Below are 18,605 nucleotides of genomic sequence, written 5' to 3'. Positions count from 1 at the left end.
TCCTTCGGAAAAAAATACATCATGGCCGATTCGGGCGCCCTTCTTCCCAAGCCGACCGACGTTTTCGTGTCGCCGCTCAACAGAATCCAACCCATTGACGTCGATGCATCGATCAAGGTGATCGATGCATGGCTGGTCAACATCAGTGGCGGACTGGTCAATGCCGAACGCCTCAAGATGGTGGCATCCGGCATACCGATTCTTGCCAACATCTTTGCCGCGGTCGACGTCGTGCTCGATATCAAGGCGATGATCGAGCATGGCAGCAAACCTGTCGACGTATTCGACTGGACCAATCTCGGACTGGATCTGATCGGCGTCGTGCCGTTGCCACCCGGCACCGCGGAAATACGGGTTGCCGCCCGGCCGCTGCTGAAGATCATTCGCCAGGAAGTCGCGAAAAGCGGCAAGGCCGTGCTCGAATCATCCGCGTACATGTTGCGGGACGCCGTAATCGGCGCGATTGCGACGAGCCTGAACGAACGCTTCGCCGGCGAGATCGAAAACTTCATCAAGCACCTGAAAGCGGGGCTCTCGGATCTGCTCCACAAATGCGCGGAATACATCGGCAAATTGATGACCGCTTTTGCCGATCTCTTCGCTCAGGCCGCCGGCGAAAAAGGCTTCGAGGTGGACGGGAACCTGCGAGCAGCCGAGCGCCACGCAAAGGACATCAAGGCCGGATTCACGTCGTACGACGCGAAGAAGGTGTTCCATGGTGCAGGCCAGTTCATCATCGACTTCGCGAAGATCGAAGTAAAGGGCGTCGCCAACGTCGCGACCAAAACCGCCAAATTCATCGATCCGGCCGCCAGCAAGGATCTGCTGAAGATCTCGAACGATCTGCGGGCAAAAATCCCGGCCACGATGAAGTATGTTCGCAGCCTCGACGGCAACGAGATCGGCAAGATCGGCTGGTTGATCGAGGTCGGCGAACAGGGCGTCATGCGCTGGCGTCAGGTCAATCCGAAGAAGCACATGACGGGCATCCCGTCCCGCGGACAGGCCCGTGTCGTGGCACAGCGACCGCAAGCCCGCAACGAAGTCATGAATCACTCGGCACCGGCGGAGCATCCCGGTGCCGGCGACTGCAAGCGCGGGTGCCCCGTGCCGACGACACGAGAGCGCAGCGTGGGCTCGATTGGATTCGCGCTCGGCGATGAACGGATCGAGCATGACGATTTCGTGCTCGATGGCCCGTTATCGATCACCTGGCAACGGACCTACCGGTCTTTCTTCGACGCCTACGACGATCGGGGCGAACTCGGTGCGCGCTGGATCACGCCCTACACATCGCGCTTCGACATTCACGCCACGAAGCTCGTCTACCACGGCGCCGACGGCCGGAGTCTCGATTACCCGCTGCTGGCCCCGGGTGAGGCGAAGGACGACCTCGCCGAAAGCCTCACCCTGCTTCGCGTCGACGACCAATGGCTGACACTCACGCGCGGCCCCGAACTCGTCGAAGTGTACGAAAGGCACGGCGACAGGTTCCGACTCGCATTCGTCAAGGACCTGACCGGCAATCAACTCACCCTCGACTACGATGCACCGGGACGCCTGTCCCGAATCATTGCGCCGCATGCCCTCGTCGCATTCCGGCATGACGCACACGGCCGCATCGTGGAGATCGTCCACCACGACGCAGACGGCGTGCGACTGGGCACGCTGGCGACGTACACGTACGACCGGGAAGGCGACCTCGTCGCGGCCGCCGATCGCTATGGCAATACCCGCTCGTATCGCTACGCCAATCATCTGGTCACGTACTATACGGATCGAACCGGACGCGGCATGCATCTCGAATGGGACGGATCGGGACCCAAGGCGAAATGCATCCGCGAGCGGGCGGACGACGGAAGTCACGCGGTCTCGCTTGCCTGGCACCCCGACTTCCGGATGGTGTCCGTCACCGATGCGCTCGGCAACGTGTCGCGCCATTACTACGACATCAAGGGCTACACGTTCCGGGTCATTCACCCCGACGGCAGCGAGGAATGGCTGTATCGCGACGAGCATGACAACCTGACGCAATACATCCATCGCGACGGCAGCGTCGAGCACATGCGTTACGACGCACGCGGCAATCTCGTCGAGCACGTGCGGGCGGACGGCAGCACGATCGCCATGACCTATGACGACGACACGCGTCTCGTCGGCGTAACCGATCCGCACGGCCATGTCTGGAAACAGGAGCACGATGCGGCCGGACAGGTCGCCGCTCGCATCGATCCGCTCGGTCACCGAACCGAATACAGCTACGACGGGCAAGGCAACGTCACGGCAATCAAGGATGCGAAGGGCGGCGTCGTTTCGCTCACCTACGACGCCGCGGGTCGCCTGACGTCCCGGACGGACTGTTCCGGCAAATCCACCGCGTTGACCTACGATGCCGACGGACGGCTGGCCTCCGAGCAGGATGCGTCAGGCGCCGTGACGACATTTGCTTATGGCGAAAACGGCCGACCGATCGAGATCAGGACGCCAGCGGGAATCGAGCGCGTCAGCTACGACGCCGAAGGACGGTTGCTTGCTCATGTCGATCCCCTGAACAACGAGACTCGTTTCGACTATGACGCCGCGGGCCGGATCGTACGTCGGACCGATCCATTGGGGCACGCGACTACGTACCGCTATGACGGACTGGGGCACGTCACTGCCGTCGTCAACGCGCAATCCGCAACGTACGGTTTCGAGTACGACGCGCTGGGCCGAATCGTTCGGGAAACGGGATTCGACGGACGAACGATCCGTTACACGTACGGAGAAACGGACGGCCTGCTGCAGGCTATCGACGATGCCGGGCAAGTCGTGACGCTCGAACACGATCGCGCCGGCCGGCCGAATGCCCGCGCGGCAGGCGACGATTCCGAGCGCTTCGTCTTCGATGCGAGCGGCAGATGGATCGACGCAACCAACCGCCATAGCCGCGTGCAGCGCTTCTTTGATCCGGTCGGCAATCTGGTTCGCGAGCACCATGCGTACACGTTGTTCGGCGAAGCGCGCAGTTACGTGTGGCATCACGAATATGACGAGCTGGGCAACCGCGTGCGGACCATTCGCCCGGACGGTCATTCGATCGACTGGCTCACCTATGGTTCGGGACACGTGCACGGGATGCTGCTCGACGGCAAGGAGCACTTGCAGTTCGAGCGCGACGACCTGCATCGCGAAACGGTACGCACGCTGTCGAGCCGCGTCAGTCAATTCACGGCATTTGATCCGGCCGGCCGACTGGCCCGACGATCGGTGCAGCGCAACCAGGCACCGGCCCCGTTCGCCGCCCGCAGCTATCGCTACGACGCCGCGGGGCAGGCGGTCGAGATCGAGGACAGCCTCAAGGGCATCATCGGCTATCGTTACGATCCGGCCGGACGCCTTGTCGAATCATCCGGCCCGGCCGGTTCGGAGCGCTTCGCGTTCGACGCGGCCGGAAATTTCGCCAATCCGGATCAGTCGGCCACGTCCCGCCCGTCGCCAGGTGCCAGCCCCGTACGGCCGGACAACACGCTACCGGCGAACGTACCGCGTGCGCTGGGCAACCTGCTGACCGAGTACGCCGGCACACGCTTCGCGTACGACCCACGCGGCAACCTCGTTCATGCCCGCTCACCGAGCGGTGAACGGCACTATGAATGGGACGCGTTCGGCCGCCTGACGGCGGCCCGCATCTCGACGCAGAACCGTCAGAGCCACGCGCGTTACTACTACGACGCGCTCGGGCGCCGGATCGCGAAGGAAGTCGACGGCGAACGCATCATATTCGGCTGGGAAGGCGACCAGCTCGCCTACGAGACCGACGGCAATCGCAGCACGCACTACGTATACGAACCGGGGACGTCGGTGCCACTCGTCCAGTTCCTCTCAGGCTCGAGCATCGGCATGCCCACGCCGACGCACGACGAGACCAATCGATACGCGCCGGAAAGCGACGCGCTGCAGCGTCATCCTCGCCGTGAAGGCGACGCCAGCGTGTTTTACTATCACTGCGACCAGATCGGCACGCCGTTGATGCTCACGGACGAAGCCGGCGAAGTGGTATGGGAGGCTTCCTATCGAGCCTGGGGCCATGCACAGGAAGTCATTGCGCGCGCATCACGGGCTGCCGGTGCGACGCCCCGCAACCCGCTGCGATTCCAGGGCCAGCAGTTCGACGACGAAACTGGGCTGCACTACAATCGCCTCCGGTACTATGATCCGCAGCTCGGGCGCTTCATCAGCGAAGACCCGATCGCACTGCACGGCGGTGTGAATACGTACCAGTACGCGCCCAATCCCGTCGCCTACATCGACCCGCTCGGGCTGGCGAGAGGCAAATGCGTGATCTACTGGTCCAACCCCCTCGAGGATGCGACCGGGCATTACACCGTCAAGACCATCGCCGGTACCGGCAGCATGCATACCGAACAGCAGACCTCGGGCGACGAAACCTGGATCGCACGCGTCAGTAGTACCACGTCCGCCGAACCGATCAACAGCGCGACCTTCGACATCCCGGACGTCGGTGCCGCACAGAAATATCAGCGCGACAAGGTGCGCGCCACTCGGGCTGAACCAGACGGTGCCTACGACGTGTCCAACAACAGCTGCATGACGCACGTGATGGACGTGCTCAACGCCGGGGGAGCCGACGTTCCGGCGAAAGGCAAGCGTGCATGGGCATTCCTCAACCGACATGGCGTCGGCCCACGTGTAAGGTAACCGGAGGTAACGACAGATGATGTCTCCAACGTTGTGCGCCAGGCACGGCGTGCGCCCATTCACCGTAGCGGCGAAGCGCATCGGCGACCGAATTCGCGAGCGCGGACGATTCGAGCCCGATGAATTGGTGCGGGTATCGCTGGATCGGCCCAAGCGCAGCCACGTCGTATGGATGACGCGCGCGGATCTGGACGAGCATGCGGTAACCGCCAACCATGTCGACGGCGTCGCGCATGTCACCGAGCTGCGAAAGTTCGCGTTGCTCGACCGGGCATGCGAGCATGTTTGCCCGGATTGCCTGGACGAACTGCTCGTACGTTCGGGCGAACAACCGCACTCGCCGACGCCCGTATCACGCGCGTTCGACACGGCGATCGTCGCAGACAATGCGACGTTGGACGGTCCGCTAGTCAAATGTGACATCCACGGGATTGCGGTCGGTTCGCGCACATCGCCAGCCATGGCAGCGTTGATCGATCGGCGTGATGCGGTGCCGCACGGTCGGCTAATCAATGTAGTCGTGACTTCACCGAAAGCAGAAAACAAATTCTGGTTCGACGAAGCCTTCCTTCTTCGTGTGCTGGGACCGGATATCGATCTTGCTACTGGCATCTATCGAATGAAATCGGGCGAGCGCAGCCTCCACCTGCTCGAAAGCGGGAAGTCGGTATGCAAGCACTGCCTGAAAGACTGGCTTCGTCGCAACGACATCGCTTAGCGATACACCGCTCCTGACAGGCGACACCGTCGTCCCGACCGGAAATCCTACGGCACGGAGTCGTGAAAGAGATTCCGCATGCTTGCGTCGGAACATGCGATGCGGTGGAAGCGGGTATGCCACGCGACCCGCGTCGGGTTTGTCGCCTTGCGGGACAGAAACGACAAAGGGCCGGGAGGAAAACCTCCCGGCCCTTCGTTCAATTTGGTGCCGGCTGCAGGACTCGAACCCGCCACCTGATGATTACAAATCAACTGCTCTACCAGATGAGCTAAGCCGGCGTAGCGCGAGATTCTACCTCATTTCACGATCTTGAGGCGAGGTCTGCTGCCACCTTTTGAACCGTCGCCATCACCGTCGGTTTTCGGCGGCTCGTCGGCGCCTTCGGAGGGTTCCTCGTTCGCGCCGCTGTCGGCAACCGGCGTCAACCCAGCAGGCGACTCGCCGCGTTGCGCATCATCCGTCGGTGCAGCATCTTCGTCGAACGCACCCGAATCCGCGCCTTCGCCCGCGACCGCATCGACCTGGAACGCCATGCCCTGCCCGTTCTCGCGCGCATAGATCGCGAGCACGTTGGCAACCGGAATCTCGATCTTGTGCGCCTTCCCGGAGAACCGGGCCGTGAACTCGATCCACTCGTTGCCCATCTGCAACTGGCTCGTCGCCTCGAAGCTGATGTTGAGCACGATCTCGCCGTCACGCACGAACTGACGCGGTACGCGCGTCGAGTTGTCGACCCTCACCGCGATATGCGGCGTGTAACCGTTATCGGTGCACCACTCGTACAACGCGCGCAGCAGATAAGGCTTCGTTGAAATCTCTTGCATCACAATCCTCGAACCCGGAGCGGGGGCGCGGCACGCCGCGCCGCCCTCTCCGTCATGCACTCATTGCACCATCAACGACGCATGACCTTTTCGGACGGCGTCAGTGCTTCGATGTAGGCCGGACGGCTGAAGATCCGCTCGGCGTACTTCATCAGCGGCGCCGCGTTCTTCGACAGCTCGATGCCGTAGTGATCCAGACGCCACAGCAGCGGCGCGATCGCGACGTCGAGCATCGAGAACTCCTCGCCGAGCATGTACTTGTTCTTCACGAAGATCGGCGCGAGCTGCGTCAGGCGATCGCGGATCGCGAGGCGTGCCTTCTCGTGGTTCTTCTCCGCTGCCTTGCCCTTCTCGTTTTCGAGCGTGCTGACGTGGACGAACAGTTCCTTCTCGAAGTTGAGCAGGAACAGGCGTGCACGTGCGCGCTGCACGGGATCGGCCGGCATCAGTTGCGGATGCGGGAAGCGCTCGTCGATGTACTCGTTGATGATGTTCGATTCGTACAGGATCAGGTCGCGCTCGACCAGGATCGGCACCTGACCGTACGGGTTCATCACCGAAATGTCTTCCGGCTTGTTGAACAGGTCGACGTCACGGATTTCGAAGTCCATGCCCTTCTCGAACAGCACCAGCCGGCAACGCTGGGAGAACGGGCAAGTTGTGCCGGAATACAGAACCATCATGTTTGCGTTTCCTCAAAAAAGCCGAGGGCCGGCACGCGGCGAACCCCTTCCGGGGTTCCACCTTGCGCCGGCCCCACGCCGGTCAGGCGTGATTACTTGATATCTTTCCAGTACGCGGCATTGAGCCGCCAGGCCAGGAAAGTCAGGACACCGAGAAAGATCAGCACCCATACGCCGAGGCGTTTGCGGGTCTGCTGAGCCGGCTCGGACATCCAGGTCATGTACGCCACCAGGTCGGCAACCGCAGAATCATAATCCACCGCGGACAGTGTCCCCGGTGTGACCTGCTGGAAGCCGATGAGCGTATGGACCTTCTCGCCCGTCTCCTCGTCCGTCTTGTCTTCGAATTTGGCGGCGCGCTGCCCCTGCAGCTGCCACAGTACATGAGGCATGCCAACGTTCTCGAACACCGCGTTGTTCCAGCCGCTCGGCCGTGTATCGTCGCGGTAGAAGCTCCGCAGATACGTATACAGCCAGTCGCGGCCGCGTGCGCGCTCCTCGACCGACAGGTCGGGCGGCGAGGTGCCGAGCCAGTTCTTCGCGTCTTCGGGCCGCATCGCGACGGACATCGTGTTGCCGACCTTGTCGGTCGTGAACAGGAGATTCTTTTCGATCTCCTTCTGGGATATGCCCAGATCCGTCAGACGGTTGTAGCGCATCAGGTTCGCGCTGTGGCAGTTCAGGCAATAGTTTACAAACAATTGCGCGCCGTGCTGAAGCGAAACGAGATTTTCCGTGTTATCGGGCGCCCGGTCGAGCGGAAAATTACCTTCCGCCCGAACCGCCGGCGCCACCAGCAGCGCACACGCGGTCGCCCCGATCAACGCGAGTGTCGAAAGCAGTTTCTTCACGTCGTTCTCTCCTCGCTCACATTAATGGGGCTTGAAGCGCACCCGCTCCGGCGGCTGCTTGAACGTGCCAAGCGGCGTCCAGACGGGCATGCCGAGGAAGAACGCGAAGTAGATCAGCGCACAGGCCTGCGCGATCAATGTCGAGGCCGGCGATGGCGGCCGCGTGCCGAGGAACCCGAGGGTCAGGAACGCCACGACGAAGATCCCGAGGAACACCTTGTGGAACAGCGGCCGGTAGCGGATCGACTTCACCGGGCTGCGGTCGAGCCACGGCAGGAAGAACAGCGTGATCACCGCGGAACCCATCACGACGACGCCCCAGAACTTCGACTCCGTCAGGTACATGAACACGACGATCGCCGCAGCCAGCACCGGCAGGCCCGCCTTCCACTTGCCGCGCGCGCGGATCAGCGCGAGCACGCCGAGCAACGCGATCACGATCATCAGGACGATCTTGAACGGGTCGGTGGTCGCGCGCAGCATCGCGTAGAACGCGGTGAAGTACCAGACCGGCGCGATCTCAGGCGGCGTCTGCAGCGGGTTCGCCGGGACGAAGTTGTTCGCCTCGAGGAAGTAGCCGCCCATCTCCGGCGAGAAGAACACGATCAGCGCGAACACCATCAGGAACCCGCACACGCCGAGGAAATCGTGCACCGAGTAGTACGGGTGGAACGGGATGCCGTCGAGCGGCACGCCGTTCTCGTCCTTCTTCGCCTTGATCTCGATGCCGTCCGGGTTGTTCGAGCCCACTTCGTGCAGCGCGACGAGGTGCGCGATCACGAGGCCGACCAGCACGAGCGGAATCGCGATCACGTGGAACGCGAAGAAGCGGTTCAGCGTGACGTCCGACACCACGTAGTCGCCGCGAATCCACAGCGACAGGTCGGGGCCGACGAACGGGATCGCCGAGAACAGGTTCACGATCACCTGCGCGCCCCAGAACGACATCTGGCCCCACGGCAGCAGGTAGCCGAAGAACGCCTCGGCCATCAGGCACAGGAAGATCGCGCAGCCGAAGATCCACACGAGTTCACGCGGCTTGCGGTACGACCCGTAAAGCAGCCCGCGGAACATGTGCAGGTAGACGACCACGAAGAACATCGATGCGCCCGTGGAGTGCATGTAGCGGATCAGCCAGCCCCACGGCACCTCGCGCATGATGTACTCGACCGACGCGAACGCGAGCGTCGAGTCGGGCTTGTAGTTCATCGTCAGGAAGATGCCGGTGACGATCTGGTTGACGAGCACCAGCAGCGCGAGGGAGCCGAAGAAGTACCAGAAGTTGAAGTTCTTCGGCGCGTAGTACTCGGAAACGTGCTTCTTCCAGGTGGACGTGAGCGGGAAGCGCTGGTCGATCCAGCCGGTAAAACCTGTCGTGGAGACTTCCTTGTTGTCGGCGGCCATCACGCTTCTCCTTTCTCGTCCTTGCCGATCACGAGGGTCGTCGCCGACGTGAACATGTAGGGCGGGATGTCGAGATTCTGAGGCGCCGGCTTGTTCTTGAACACGCGGCCGGCGAGGTCGTAGGTCGAACCATGGCACGGGCAGAGGAAGCCGCCCGGCCAGTCGTCCGGCAGGTTCGGCTGCGGACCCGGCGTGAAGCGTTGGCTTGGCGTGCAGCCGAGGTGCGTACACACGGCCATCACGACGAGAATGTTCTTGCGATCGGCCCGCGCGCGATATTCGTTCGCGCAATACGCGGGCAACGGCATCGTATAGGGCTTTTCAGTGGTCGGATCGGCCACTTCCTTGTCGGCCTTGACCACGTCGGCCAGCATCGCATCGGTGCGGTTCAGGATCCACACCGGCTTGCCGCGCCACGGCACGGTCACCATTTCACCGGGCTTCAGCGCGCTGATGTCGACTTCGACCGGTGCACCGGCCGCTTTCGCTTTCGCGGACGGCGCAAGCGACGCCGCGAAAGGTATGACGGTGGCTACGCCTCCCACGCCACCTGCTACGGATGTCGCAATCAGCCAGGTACGGCGGCCGCTGTCGACGCGTTTCTCTTCCTTGTCTCGCATCACACGCCCCACTTCTGAGTTGGATTTTCCGTCACGACTTTCCATTCCGCCGCTAGTTTGCTCGAATGGAGCCGCCATTTACAAGGCCCGGAGATGAAAATCCCTTCGAAGTGTTTGATAGTTAAGGGTTATCCCCCACTATCGGAGCGATTAAATCATTTCACTTTTAAGCATTTGCTACATTGAGAAATTTCGATGCGCTGCCGCAAATCCGGCATTCAGACCGGGTTATGGATATCGATAAAAAGGTGTTCGATATCGAATTCTTCGGACAAGTGGGCGCCAAGCGCCTGGATTCCGTAGCGCTCGGTCGCATGGTGCCCTGCCGCAACGAACGCGACACCGCTCTCGGCGGCCGTGTGCGTCACGTACTCGGACACCTCGCCGGTCAGGAACACGTCCGCGCCGGCGTCGATCGCCGCGTCGAAATAGCTTTGCGCGGCACCCGTGCACCACGCGATGCGGCGTAACTGCATGTCCGGATCGCCGAGCACGAGCGGCGTGCGGCCAAGCGTGCGCTCGACCTTAGCGACAAAATGCTCGAGCGTGACGGGCATCGGCAGCGTCGCCATCCAGCCGAGGTCGCCTTCGCCGAACCGCTGCTCGCCGATCAGGCCGAGCCGGTCGCCGAGCTGCGCGTTGTTGCCGAATTCGGGATGCGCGTCGAGCGGCAGGTGGAACGCGAACAGGTTCAGATCGTTCGCGAGCAGCAGCTTCAGGCGCTGGTACTTGCGGCCCGTGATCTGCGGCGACTCGTTGCGCCAGAAATAACCGTGATGGACGAGCACGGCATCTGCCCCCCATTCGAGCGCGGCTTCGAGAAACGCGACCGATGCCGTCACGCCGGTAGCGATCTTGTCGATCTTGCGGCGCCCCTCTACCTGGAGGCCATTCGGGCAATAGTCCTTGAAGCGCGCGGTTTCAAGGGTATTGTTCAAGTACAATTCAAGTTCGATCCGATCCATATAAACCTCTAATCCATTCAGATGCTTAGACGCTTCTGGCTGTTCTTCGCGCAGGCGGTTACCGTGCTGCTCGCGCTGATGTTCATCGTCGTGACGCTCAAGCCGCAATGGCTGCAACGGCAAGGACAGCTCGGCAAGCAGCTCGCCACGCCGATCGTCGCGCTGCGCGAAGTCGCGCCGGGCATCGGCGGCGCACCGGCGACCACGTCGTACGCCGAAGCCGCGCAGAAGGCAATGCCGGCCGTCGTCAACGTGTTCTCCAGCAAGGACGGCTCGCTGCCGCCCGACCCGCGCGCGAAGGATCCGCTGTTCCGCTACTTCTTCGGTGACCGCAACGCCCGCAAGCAGCAGGACGAACCGGCCGCCAACCTTGGCTCGGGCGTTATCGTGAGCCCTGAAGGTTACATTCTAACGAACCAGCACGTCGTGGACGGCGCCGACCAGATCGAAGTCGCGCTCGCCGACGGCCGCACGGGCACCGCGAAGGTGATCGGCAGCGATCCCGAAACCGATCTCGCCGTGCTGAAGATCAACATGACGAACCTGCCGACGATCACGCTCGGCCGCTCCGACCAGTCGCGGGTCGGCGACGTCGTGCTCGCGATCGGCAACCCGTTCGGTGTCGGCCAGACGGTCACGATGGGGATCATCAGCGCGCTGGGCCGCAACCACCTCGGCATCAACACGTTCGAGAACTTCATCCAGACCGATGCACCGATCAACCCCGGCAACTCGGGCGGCGCGCTGGTCGACGTGAACGGCAACCTGCTCGGCATCAACACCGCGATCTACTCGCGCTCGGGCGGCTCGCTCGGCATCGGCTTCGCGATCCCCGTGTCGACCGCGCGCACGGTGCTGGAAAGCATCATCACGACGGGCTCGGTCACGCGCGGCTGGATCGGTGTTGAGCCGCAGGACGTCACGCCGGAGATCGCCGAGTCGTTCGGGCTGACGCAGAAATCGGGCGCGATCGTCGCCGGCGTGCTGCAGGGCGGCCCGGCCGATAAGGCCGGCATCAAGCCGGGCGACATCCTGATCTCGGTCAACGGCGACGAGATCACCGACACCACGAAGCTGCTGAACACCGTCGCGCAAATCAAGCCGGGCACGTCGACCAAGGTGCACGTGGTGCGCAAGGGCAAGGCGTTCGACCTGAACGTGGTGATCGGCAAGCGCCCACCGCCGCCGAAGCAGGCGCTCGACGAGCAGGACAGCGATACCGAGTGACGTCGGGCGAGCGGCGCACGGCCGCATGCCGGGACACCGTCGGAAATGAAAAAGGGCAGCCGGTTGGCTGCCCTTTGTTTTAACCCTTGTCGCCGGGCAGACGTCCCCGCCATCCGCTTTTCGACCGACTACGCCACCGGGTTTCGCTCAAGCCCGGCGTCCGGAAGTCCGGCCGCCGCGCGCCGCCCGGCGCGCCGCCATCAACTGGCGGCTTCTCCATTCTCCGCCTCGCCTTCCTCGGCCGGCTTCTTCGGCACGAAGAACCGCGCCGCCAGCAGCCCGATCTCGAACAGCACGACCAGCGGCAGTGCGAGCATCAGTTGCGAGAACACGTCCGGCGGCGTGACGACCGCCGCGACGACGAACGCGCCGACGATCACGTACGGACGCATCTCCTTCAGCTTCTTCAGCGACAGCACGCCCATCCGGACGAGCAGCACGACGACGATCGGCACCTCGAACGTGACCCCGAACGCGATGAACATCCCGAGCACGAAGCTCAGGTAGTTGTCGATGTCGGTGGTCATTTCCGCGCCGAGCGGCGCGTTGTAGTGCGCCATCACGCGGAAGATCGTCGGGAACACGAGGAAGTACGCGAACGCCATGCCGCACAGGAACAGCAGGTAGCTGCTGCCGACGAGCGGCGCAACGAGCTTCTTCTCGTGCTGGTACAGCCCCGGCGCGACGAACGCCCAGATCTGGTACAGCACGATCGGCAGCGCGATCACCAGCGCGACGAGCATCGTGACCTTCATCGGCACGAAGAACGAGCCGGTGACGTCGGTGACGATCATCTTGCCGTCCTTCGGCAGGTTCTCCATCAGCGGCCGCGCGAGCAGCCGGAAGATGTCGGGCGCCCAGTAGACGAGCCCGAGGAACACGACGATCACGGCCGCGCCCGCGCGAATGATGCGATCGCGAAGCTCGACGAGATGGGAAATGAAGGTTTCTTCCGGGGCGTCGCCCGGGTTCTGCTGGGGGTCGCTCACACCGGCCCTCGGTAGGATTGACGAGCGAGCATGCGCTCGGCTCAGAAGAAGCGCGTCGGCCGGCGCAGGCTGGCCGGCTGGTGGCGCGCGACACGCGCGGCGCCCGACTGCACGTGCATACGGCGGGTGGTCGCGCGCTTGTACCAGGCAGGCGCAGCCGCCTGCTTGACGCGCCAGTTGCGGCGCTTCGGCGCGAGCGCGGCCGTACTGCCGCGCCACGACGGCGCGGCGGGCGTGTCGGAACCCGTCGAACCGGCGTCGCCCGCCGCTTCGTTGATGCCGCCGACCGCGGAATGCCACGTGTCGTTCAGGTCCTTCTCGTGCTCACGCAGGTTGTCGTGAATCGTCGTCTCGACATTGCGCGCGGCCGCCTCGAAATCGGTCTTCATCGTGCGCAACGCGTCGAGTTCGATTTCGCGCGAGACCTCGGCCTTCACGTCGTTGATGTACCGCTGCGCACGGCCGAACAGCGCGCCTGCCGTACGCGCAACGCGGGGCAGGCGCTCGGGGCCGAGCACCACGAGCGCGACGACGCCGATCAGCGCCATCTTCGAAAGACCGAGATCCAGCATCGCGAATGCCTGTCAGCGTACCGGCGTTACGCCTTGTTCGAGTCGGAACGCGTCGTTTCCTTCGCGTTGACGTCGACCGAGCCCGAGCGCGGCAGTTGCTGCGCGTCCGCCGGTGCTTCGCCGTCCTTCATGCCGTCCTTGAAACCCTTCACGGCGCTGCCGAGATCGTTGCCGATGTTGCGCAGCTTCTTCGTACCGAAAACCAGCGCGACGATCAGCAGCACGATCAGCCAGTGCCAAATGCTCAATCCACCCATGATGAAACCTCTCCTCAACCACGCCGCCATGCGGCGTAAATCGCCGGCAACGCGCCGGCTTCGACAATCGATGCGGGGAAACGCCCCGCGCCGTCAACCCATCCGCTGCCAGGGGCGCGGGCCGGCCAGGATATGCGCGTGCAGGTGGTAGACCTCCTGCCCGCCGCCCGGGCCCGTGTTGATCACCGTACGGAAACCGGTTTCGCCCCCCGTATACGCGACGCCGAGCTGGCTGGCCAGACGCGAGACGAGCAGCATCAGCCGGCCGAGCATCGGTGCATCGGCGTCGCTCGCCGCCGACAGCGTCGGCAGATGCTGGCGCGGAATCACGAGCACGTGTGTCTCGGCCGCCGGGCGGATGTCGCGGAACGCGACGAATTCGTCATCCTCGTGCACCTTCGTGCTCGGGATCTCGCCTGCCGCGATCTTGCAGAACAGGCAATTCGGATCGTGACTCATGTTGCTCCTGCAGACGCCCGCCCGCGGCCGGTCAGAACCAGGCCTGCGGATCGAGCGGCTTGTTGTCGTTCAGGTACAGCCAACCCTTGATGATACGGTACAGCGTCCAGATCCATGTGACAAACATCACTGCGAATCCGACCACCACGAACATCAGCGCGAACCCGATCACATACGCGATCAGTGCGCGCCAGAACGTGCGGATCTGCCACTCGAAGTGGGCCGCATACGGCGTGCCGGCCACATCGTCGCGCTTCACGTAGTTGATGATGATCGCGATGATGCCCGTGACGCCGCCCGTCAGCCAATGAAACGCATAGAGGCCGTAGAGCACGTGAGTCAGCGTGCGCAGCCCGTTCAGGCGCTCGGCGTCCGCGGCCCCCGGCACCGACGGCGGCGGAAACTGGCTTGGCGTATCGGTCATGATGCTACCCCCGTTAGATGACAATTCTTACAGCTTACCGCACTGTGGCCATCCCGCGACAAGGGCCTGTCAACCGCCGTTTTCCTCGCGCTCGCGACGCTTGCGCAGGGCCTTCTCCTCGATACCCGACAGCCCTTCGCGGCGCTCGAGCTCGCCGATCACGTCGGCCGGGCTCAGGTCGAAATGCGACAGCATCACGAGGCAGTGGAACCACAGGTCGGCCACCTCGCCGACGAGCGCGGTCGGCGCGCCGCCCTGGCGCACGTCCTTCGCGGCCAGCACGACTTCCGTCGCCTCTTCGCCGATCTTCTTCAGCACCGCGTCGTCGCCCTTGTGGAACAGGCGCGATACGTACGATTGATCAGGATCGCCGCCCTTGCGGCTATCGATCACGGCCGCGAGGCGCAGCAGCGTGTCTTCGGTCGATTGCGTCATTTGTAGATGTGTTCGGGGTCTTTCAGCACCGGTTCGACCGCGACCCAGTCGCCGCTGTCGACGGTACCTTCGAATTTCTGGAAGAAGCACGAATGCCGGCCGGTGTGGCACGCGATGCCCGACACCTGCTCGACCTTCAGCAGCACGACGTCCTCGTCGCAGTCGAGCCGCACCTCGTGCACGTGCTGCACGTGGCCCGACTCCTCGCCCTTGAACCAGAGGCGCTTGCGCGAGCGCGAATAGTAGACCGCGCGCTGCGTCTCGATCGTCTTCGCCAGCGCCTCGCGGTTCATCCACGCGAACATCAGCACGTCGTTCGTCGACGCCTCCTGCGCGATCACCGGCACGAGGCCGTTGTCGTCCCAGCGGACCTTGTCGAGCCACGCGGGCAATGCGTTCGTTTCCGTATTCATCACAGCCTCACCGGGATGCCCTGGTCGGCCATGAAGCGCTTCGCCTCGCCGACCGTGTGCTCGCCGTAGTGGAAGATACTCGCGGCCAGCACCGCATCGGCGCGGCCGTCCTTGATGCCGTCGGCCAGGTGCTGCAGCGAGCCGACACCGCCCGACGCGATCACCGGCACCGGCACCGCATCCGACACGCCGCGCGTGAGCGCGAGGTCGAAGCCCGACTTGGTGCCGTCGCGGTCCATGCTCGTGAGCAGGATCTCGCCGGCGCCGAGCTCGGCCATCTTGCGCGCCCATTCGATCGCGTCGAGGCCCGTGTTCTTGCGGCCGCCGTGCGTGAACACTTCCCAGCGCGGCGTCTCGCCATCGGCCGACACGCGCTTCGCGTCGATCGCGACGACGATGCACTGCGAGCCGTACTTGTCGGCCGCGTCGCGCACGAGCTGCGGGTTCGCGACCGCCGACGAATTCATGCTGACCTTGTCCGCGCCCGCGTTCAGCAGGCGCCGCACGTCCTCGACGGCGCGCACGCCGCCGCCGACGGTCAGCGGAATGAAGACCTGCGACGCGACGGCTTCGATGATCGGCAGGATCAGGTCGCGCTGGTCGGACGTCGCGGTGATGTCGAGGAAGGTCAGTTCGTCGGCACCCTGGTCGTCGTAGCGGCGGGCGATTTCGACGGGGTCGCCGGCGTCGCGCAGCTCGACGAAATTGACGCCCTTGACGACACGCCCGGCAGTCACGTCCAGGCAGGGGATGATGCGTTTAGCTAGAGCCATGATGTTGCGCCAAATGCCGCGCTGGGACGGCCGGTTGCGGAAAGCCTCGCGCGAGGCTTCCGGTCGGGGCCGCCTGCAGGCAGCCCCGGCGAGCGGGACAACCGCGCTTACGCGTTGTCGAGTTCGCCGTTCAGTTCGTCCGCGCGCTTTTGCGCGGCCGCGAAATCGAGATCGCCGGAGTAGATCGCCCGGCCGCAGATCACGCCTTCGACGCCGTGCTCTTCCACTTCGCACAGGCTCTCGATGTCCGTGAGGTTCGACAGGCCGCCGCTCGCGATCACCGGGATACCGACCGCCTGTGCGAGCTTCACGGTCGCGTCGATGTTGATGCCCTGCAGCATCCCGTCGCGGCCGATGTCCGTGTAGACGATCGATTCGACGCCGTAGTCCTCGAACTTCTTCGCGAGATCGATCACTTCGTGGCCGGTCAGCTTGCTCCAGCCGTCGGTCGCGACCTTGCCGTCCTTCGCGTCCAGCCCGACGATGATGTTGCCGGAGAACGCGGTGCATGCGTCCTGCAGGAAGCCCGGGTTCTTGACGGCCGCCGTGCCGATGATCACGTAGGACAGGCCGGCGTCGAGATATTTCTCGATCGTCTCGAGGCTGCGGATGCCGCCGCCGAGCTGTACGGGGATTTCGTCGCCGACTTCGTCGAGGATCGCTTCGATCGCCTCGAGATTCTTCGGCTTGCCGGCGAATGCGCCGTTCAGGTCGACGAGATGGAGCCGCCGGGCGCCGAGATCGACCCACTTGCGGGCCATCGCCGCCGGGTCCTCGGAAAAAATCGTGGCCTGGTCCATATCGCCCTGTTTGAGGCGCACACACTGACCGTCTTTGAGGTCGATGGCCGGAATCAGCAACATAGCAATCGGGTGTCGTCGTGGAAAATGAAAAGAATCAGGCGCGTACCGGCCAAACCGGTGCCGCGCCGTCTCGCTAGTTTAGTACAACTCTTTCGGCGCTTAAGCGCGAGCGCGCCGCGCGACAGGCCGTTCGGCCAGATCGACTGTGGCTCGCGCACCACGTTTTACGGTTTCCAGTGTACGAAGTTGCGATACAGACGCAACCCGACCTCCGCGCTTTTCTCCGGGTGGAATTGGGTCGCGAAGATGTTGTCCCGCGCGACCGCGGACGTAAACGGCGCGCCGTAGGCCGTTTCGCCAACCGTATGCACCGGGTTGTCCGGCGTCACGTAATAACTGTGCACGAAGTAGAAATACGCGTCGTCGGGCACGCCGTCCCACAGCGGGTGCGGCTGCGACTGGCGCACGCGGTTCCAGCCCATCTGCGGCACCTTGAAGCGCGAGCCGTCGTCCTGCAGGCGGCCGTCGAGCGCGAAACGCACGACCTTGCCGGGCAACAGGCCGAGGCCCTTCGTGTCGCCTTCCGCGCTCCAGTCGAACAGCATCTGCTCGCCGACGCACACGCCGAGCAGCGGCTTCGTGCGCGAGGCCTCGATCACGGCCTCCTGCAGGCCCGATTCGCCGAGGCTGCGCATGCAGTCGGGCATCGCGCCCTGGCCGGGCAGCACGACCCGGTCGGCCGCGCGGATCGCGGCCGGCGTGTCGACGATCGCCACGTCGGCGGCCGGTTCGGCCTTCTTGAGCGCCTGCGCGACCGAGCGCAGGTTGCCCATCCCATAATCTACAATCGCAATCGAAGTTTTCATCTCAGTGCAGGCAGTAGCGCCCTCAGTCCATTGACGATGAATTCCACCGCCAGCGCCGACAGCATCAGACCCATCAGCCGCGTGGCGATGTTGATGCCCGTGCGGCCGATCCAGTTCGCGATCGGCTCGGCGAGCCGCATCGCGACGAAACACAGAAAAGCCAAAGCCGCGCCGATCGCGACCAGCCCGGCCCGCTCATACCAGTGATGCGAGTTCGCCGCATAGATGATCACCGTGCTGATCGAGCCAGGGCCCGTGAGCAGCGGAATCGCCAGCGGCACGACCGCGATGTTGTCCTTCAGCTCGGCCTCGTGGCGCTCCTCCGGCGTCGATCGCGTGTTGCCGATCTGCGCGTTCAGCATGTTGATCGCCATCAGCAGCATGATGATCCCGCCGCCCACTTCGAGCGACCCGACCGAAATGCCGAAGAAGTTGATGATCTGCTGCCCGAGCAGCGTCGTCACCGTGATCACGCAGAACACCGATACCGACGCGATCCGGATCGTGCGCCGCCGCTCGGCATCCGTCTGCTGCGCCGTCAGGCTCAGGAAGAACGGCACCGCGCCGACCGGGTTGATCAGCGCCAGCAGCGAAATGAACGATTTGAGCAGATCCATC

20 protein-coding genes and 1 tRNA gene are annotated in these 18,605 nt (G+C 63.7%); 3 read left to right on the top strand and 18 right to left on the bottom strand.

Going from position 1 to position 18,605, the window contains the following annotated elements; genetic code table 11:
- Positions 1 to 21 precede the first annotated feature (21 nt).
- Entirely contained in the window at positions 22 to 4,701 is a 4,680-nt protein-coding gene (locus tag CFB50_RS02125; protein ID WP_089444837.1) for an RHS repeat-associated core domain-containing protein, read from the top strand.
- A 16-nt stretch (positions 4,702 to 4,717) separates the two neighbouring features.
- Positions 4,718 to 5,419, top strand: a complete 702-nt coding sequence (locus CFB50_RS02120) for a hypothetical protein (RefSeq protein ID WP_144020621.1) — start codon at positions 4,718 to 4,720, stop codon at positions 5,417 to 5,419.
- 205 nt (positions 5,420 to 5,624) lie between these two features.
- Here the strand turns inward: CFB50_RS02120 and CFB50_RS02115 are convergent.
- The 7 genes from CFB50_RS02115 to CFB50_RS02085 all read right to left on the bottom strand — a co-directional run bounded on the left by CFB50_RS02115 (position 5,625) and on the right by CFB50_RS02085 (position 10,769).
- A tRNA-Thr gene (locus tag CFB50_RS02115) sits at positions 5,625 to 5,700 on the bottom strand.
- An 18-nt stretch (positions 5,701 to 5,718) separates the two neighbouring features.
- On the bottom strand, positions 5,719 to 6,246 hold the full coding sequence (locus CFB50_RS02110; protein ID WP_089444835.1) for a ClpXP protease specificity-enhancing factor: 528 nt from the start codon (positions 6,244 to 6,246) through the stop codon (positions 5,719 to 5,721).
- Positions 6,247 to 6,317: 71 nt separating this feature from the next.
- Positions 6,318 to 6,929, bottom strand: coding sequence for a glutathione S-transferase N-terminal domain-containing protein (locus CFB50_RS02105; protein ID WP_006400565.1), 612 nt, complete (start codon positions 6,927 to 6,929; stop codon positions 6,318 to 6,320).
- 92 nt (positions 6,930 to 7,021) lie between these two features.
- Positions 7,022 to 7,780 (bottom strand): cytochrome c1, encoded by a 759-nt coding sequence (locus tag CFB50_RS02100; protein ID WP_069246974.1) that lies wholly within the window; start codon positions 7,778 to 7,780, stop codon positions 7,022 to 7,024.
- Between the two features lie 21 nt (positions 7,781 to 7,801).
- Entirely contained in the window at positions 7,802 to 9,184 is a 1,383-nt protein-coding gene (locus CFB50_RS02095; protein WP_089444834.1) for a cytochrome b, read from the bottom strand.
- Positions 9,184 to 9,804 carry a ubiquinol-cytochrome c reductase iron-sulfur subunit gene (petA, locus tag CFB50_RS02090; protein ID WP_089444833.1) on the bottom strand — a complete coding sequence of 207 codons (621 nt, stop codon included), beginning with the start codon at positions 9,802 to 9,804 and terminating at the stop codon, positions 9,184 to 9,186. Before petA ends, CFB50_RS02095 begins: the two co-directional genes overlap by 1 nt.
- A gap of 218 nt (positions 9,805 to 10,022) precedes the next feature.
- Entirely contained in the window at positions 10,023 to 10,769 is a 747-nt protein-coding gene (locus CFB50_RS02085) for a Nif3-like dinuclear metal center hexameric protein (RefSeq protein ID WP_069246971.1), read from the bottom strand.
- 21 nt (positions 10,770 to 10,790) lie between these two features.
- Here CFB50_RS02085 and CFB50_RS02080 point away from each other — a divergent pair, with 21 nt between their 5' ends.
- Positions 10,791 to 11,996, top strand: a complete 1,206-nt coding sequence (locus CFB50_RS02080; RefSeq protein ID WP_089444832.1) for a Do family serine endopeptidase — start codon at positions 10,791 to 10,793, stop codon at positions 11,994 to 11,996.
- Between the two features lie 200 nt (positions 11,997 to 12,196).
- On the opposite strand, the gene tatC is transcribed toward CFB50_RS02080, so the two are convergent.
- From tatC to CFB50_RS02025, 11 genes are all read right to left on the bottom strand, one after another.
- Positions 12,197 to 12,985: a twin-arginine translocase subunit TatC gene (gene tatC / locus CFB50_RS02075; protein WP_046544799.1), complete on the bottom strand. Its 789-nt coding sequence runs from the start codon at positions 12,983 to 12,985 to the stop codon at positions 12,197 to 12,199.
- A gap of 41 nt (positions 12,986 to 13,026) precedes the next feature.
- Complete coding sequence (gene tatB, locus CFB50_RS02070; protein ID WP_089444831.1) at positions 13,027 to 13,557, bottom strand: Sec-independent protein translocase protein TatB; 531 nt, start codon at positions 13,555 to 13,557, stop codon at positions 13,027 to 13,029.
- Positions 13,558 to 13,583: 26 nt separating this feature from the next.
- Positions 13,584 to 13,814, bottom strand: coding sequence for a Sec-independent protein translocase subunit TatA (gene tatA / locus CFB50_RS02065; RefSeq protein ID WP_021161850.1), 231 nt, complete (start codon positions 13,812 to 13,814; stop codon positions 13,584 to 13,586).
- A 93-nt stretch (positions 13,815 to 13,907) separates the two neighbouring features.
- Entirely contained in the window at positions 13,908 to 14,273 is a 366-nt protein-coding gene (locus CFB50_RS02060) for a histidine triad nucleotide-binding protein (protein WP_046544797.1), read from the bottom strand.
- A gap of 31 nt (positions 14,274 to 14,304) precedes the next feature.
- Positions 14,305 to 14,697, bottom strand: coding sequence for a DUF4870 family protein (locus tag CFB50_RS02055; RefSeq protein WP_046544796.1), 393 nt, complete (start codon positions 14,695 to 14,697; stop codon positions 14,305 to 14,307).
- A 69-nt stretch (positions 14,698 to 14,766) separates the two neighbouring features.
- Positions 14,767 to 15,132, bottom strand: coding sequence for a phosphoribosyl-ATP diphosphatase (locus CFB50_RS02050; protein WP_006751798.1), 366 nt, complete (start codon positions 15,130 to 15,132; stop codon positions 14,767 to 14,769).
- The gene (gene hisI, locus CFB50_RS02045) at positions 15,129 to 15,545 is read right to left on the bottom strand and encodes a phosphoribosyl-AMP cyclohydrolase (RefSeq protein WP_039366640.1); all 417 of its coding nucleotides are present in this window, start codon (positions 15,543 to 15,545) and stop codon (positions 15,129 to 15,131) included. The genes CFB50_RS02050 and hisI overlap by 4 nt, the downstream gene beginning before the upstream one ends.
- Positions 15,545 to 16,318, bottom strand: a complete 774-nt coding sequence (hisF, locus tag CFB50_RS02040) for an imidazole glycerol phosphate synthase subunit HisF (protein WP_011350732.1) — start codon at positions 16,316 to 16,318, stop codon at positions 15,545 to 15,547. Before hisF ends, hisI begins: the two co-directional genes overlap by 1 nt.
- A gap of 107 nt (positions 16,319 to 16,425) precedes the next feature.
- Positions 16,426 to 17,181, bottom strand: a complete 756-nt coding sequence (gene hisA / locus CFB50_RS02035; protein WP_069246967.1) for a 1-(5-phosphoribosyl)-5-[(5-phosphoribosylamino)methylideneamino]imidazole-4-carboxamide isomerase — start codon at positions 17,179 to 17,181, stop codon at positions 16,426 to 16,428.
- A gap of 164 nt (positions 17,182 to 17,345) precedes the next feature.
- Positions 17,346 to 17,987, bottom strand: a complete 642-nt coding sequence (gene hisH / locus CFB50_RS02030) for an imidazole glycerol phosphate synthase subunit HisH (protein WP_089444830.1) — start codon at positions 17,985 to 17,987, stop codon at positions 17,346 to 17,348.
- Entirely contained in the window at positions 17,984 to 18,604 is a 621-nt protein-coding gene (locus tag CFB50_RS02025) for a YchE family NAAT transporter (protein WP_089444829.1), read from the bottom strand. Before CFB50_RS02025 ends, hisH begins: the two co-directional genes overlap by 4 nt.
- Between the last annotated feature and the right edge of the window lies 1 nt (position 18,605).

It is taken from the genome of Burkholderia sp. AU33423 (genome assembly GCF_002223135.1).
Taxonomy (GTDB): Bacteria; Pseudomonadota; Gammaproteobacteria; order Burkholderiales; family Burkholderiaceae; genus Burkholderia; species Burkholderia lata_D.
The sequence above is the reverse complement of the archived record's forward strand: the minus strand, read 5'-3'. Positions and strand labels throughout refer to the sequence as shown.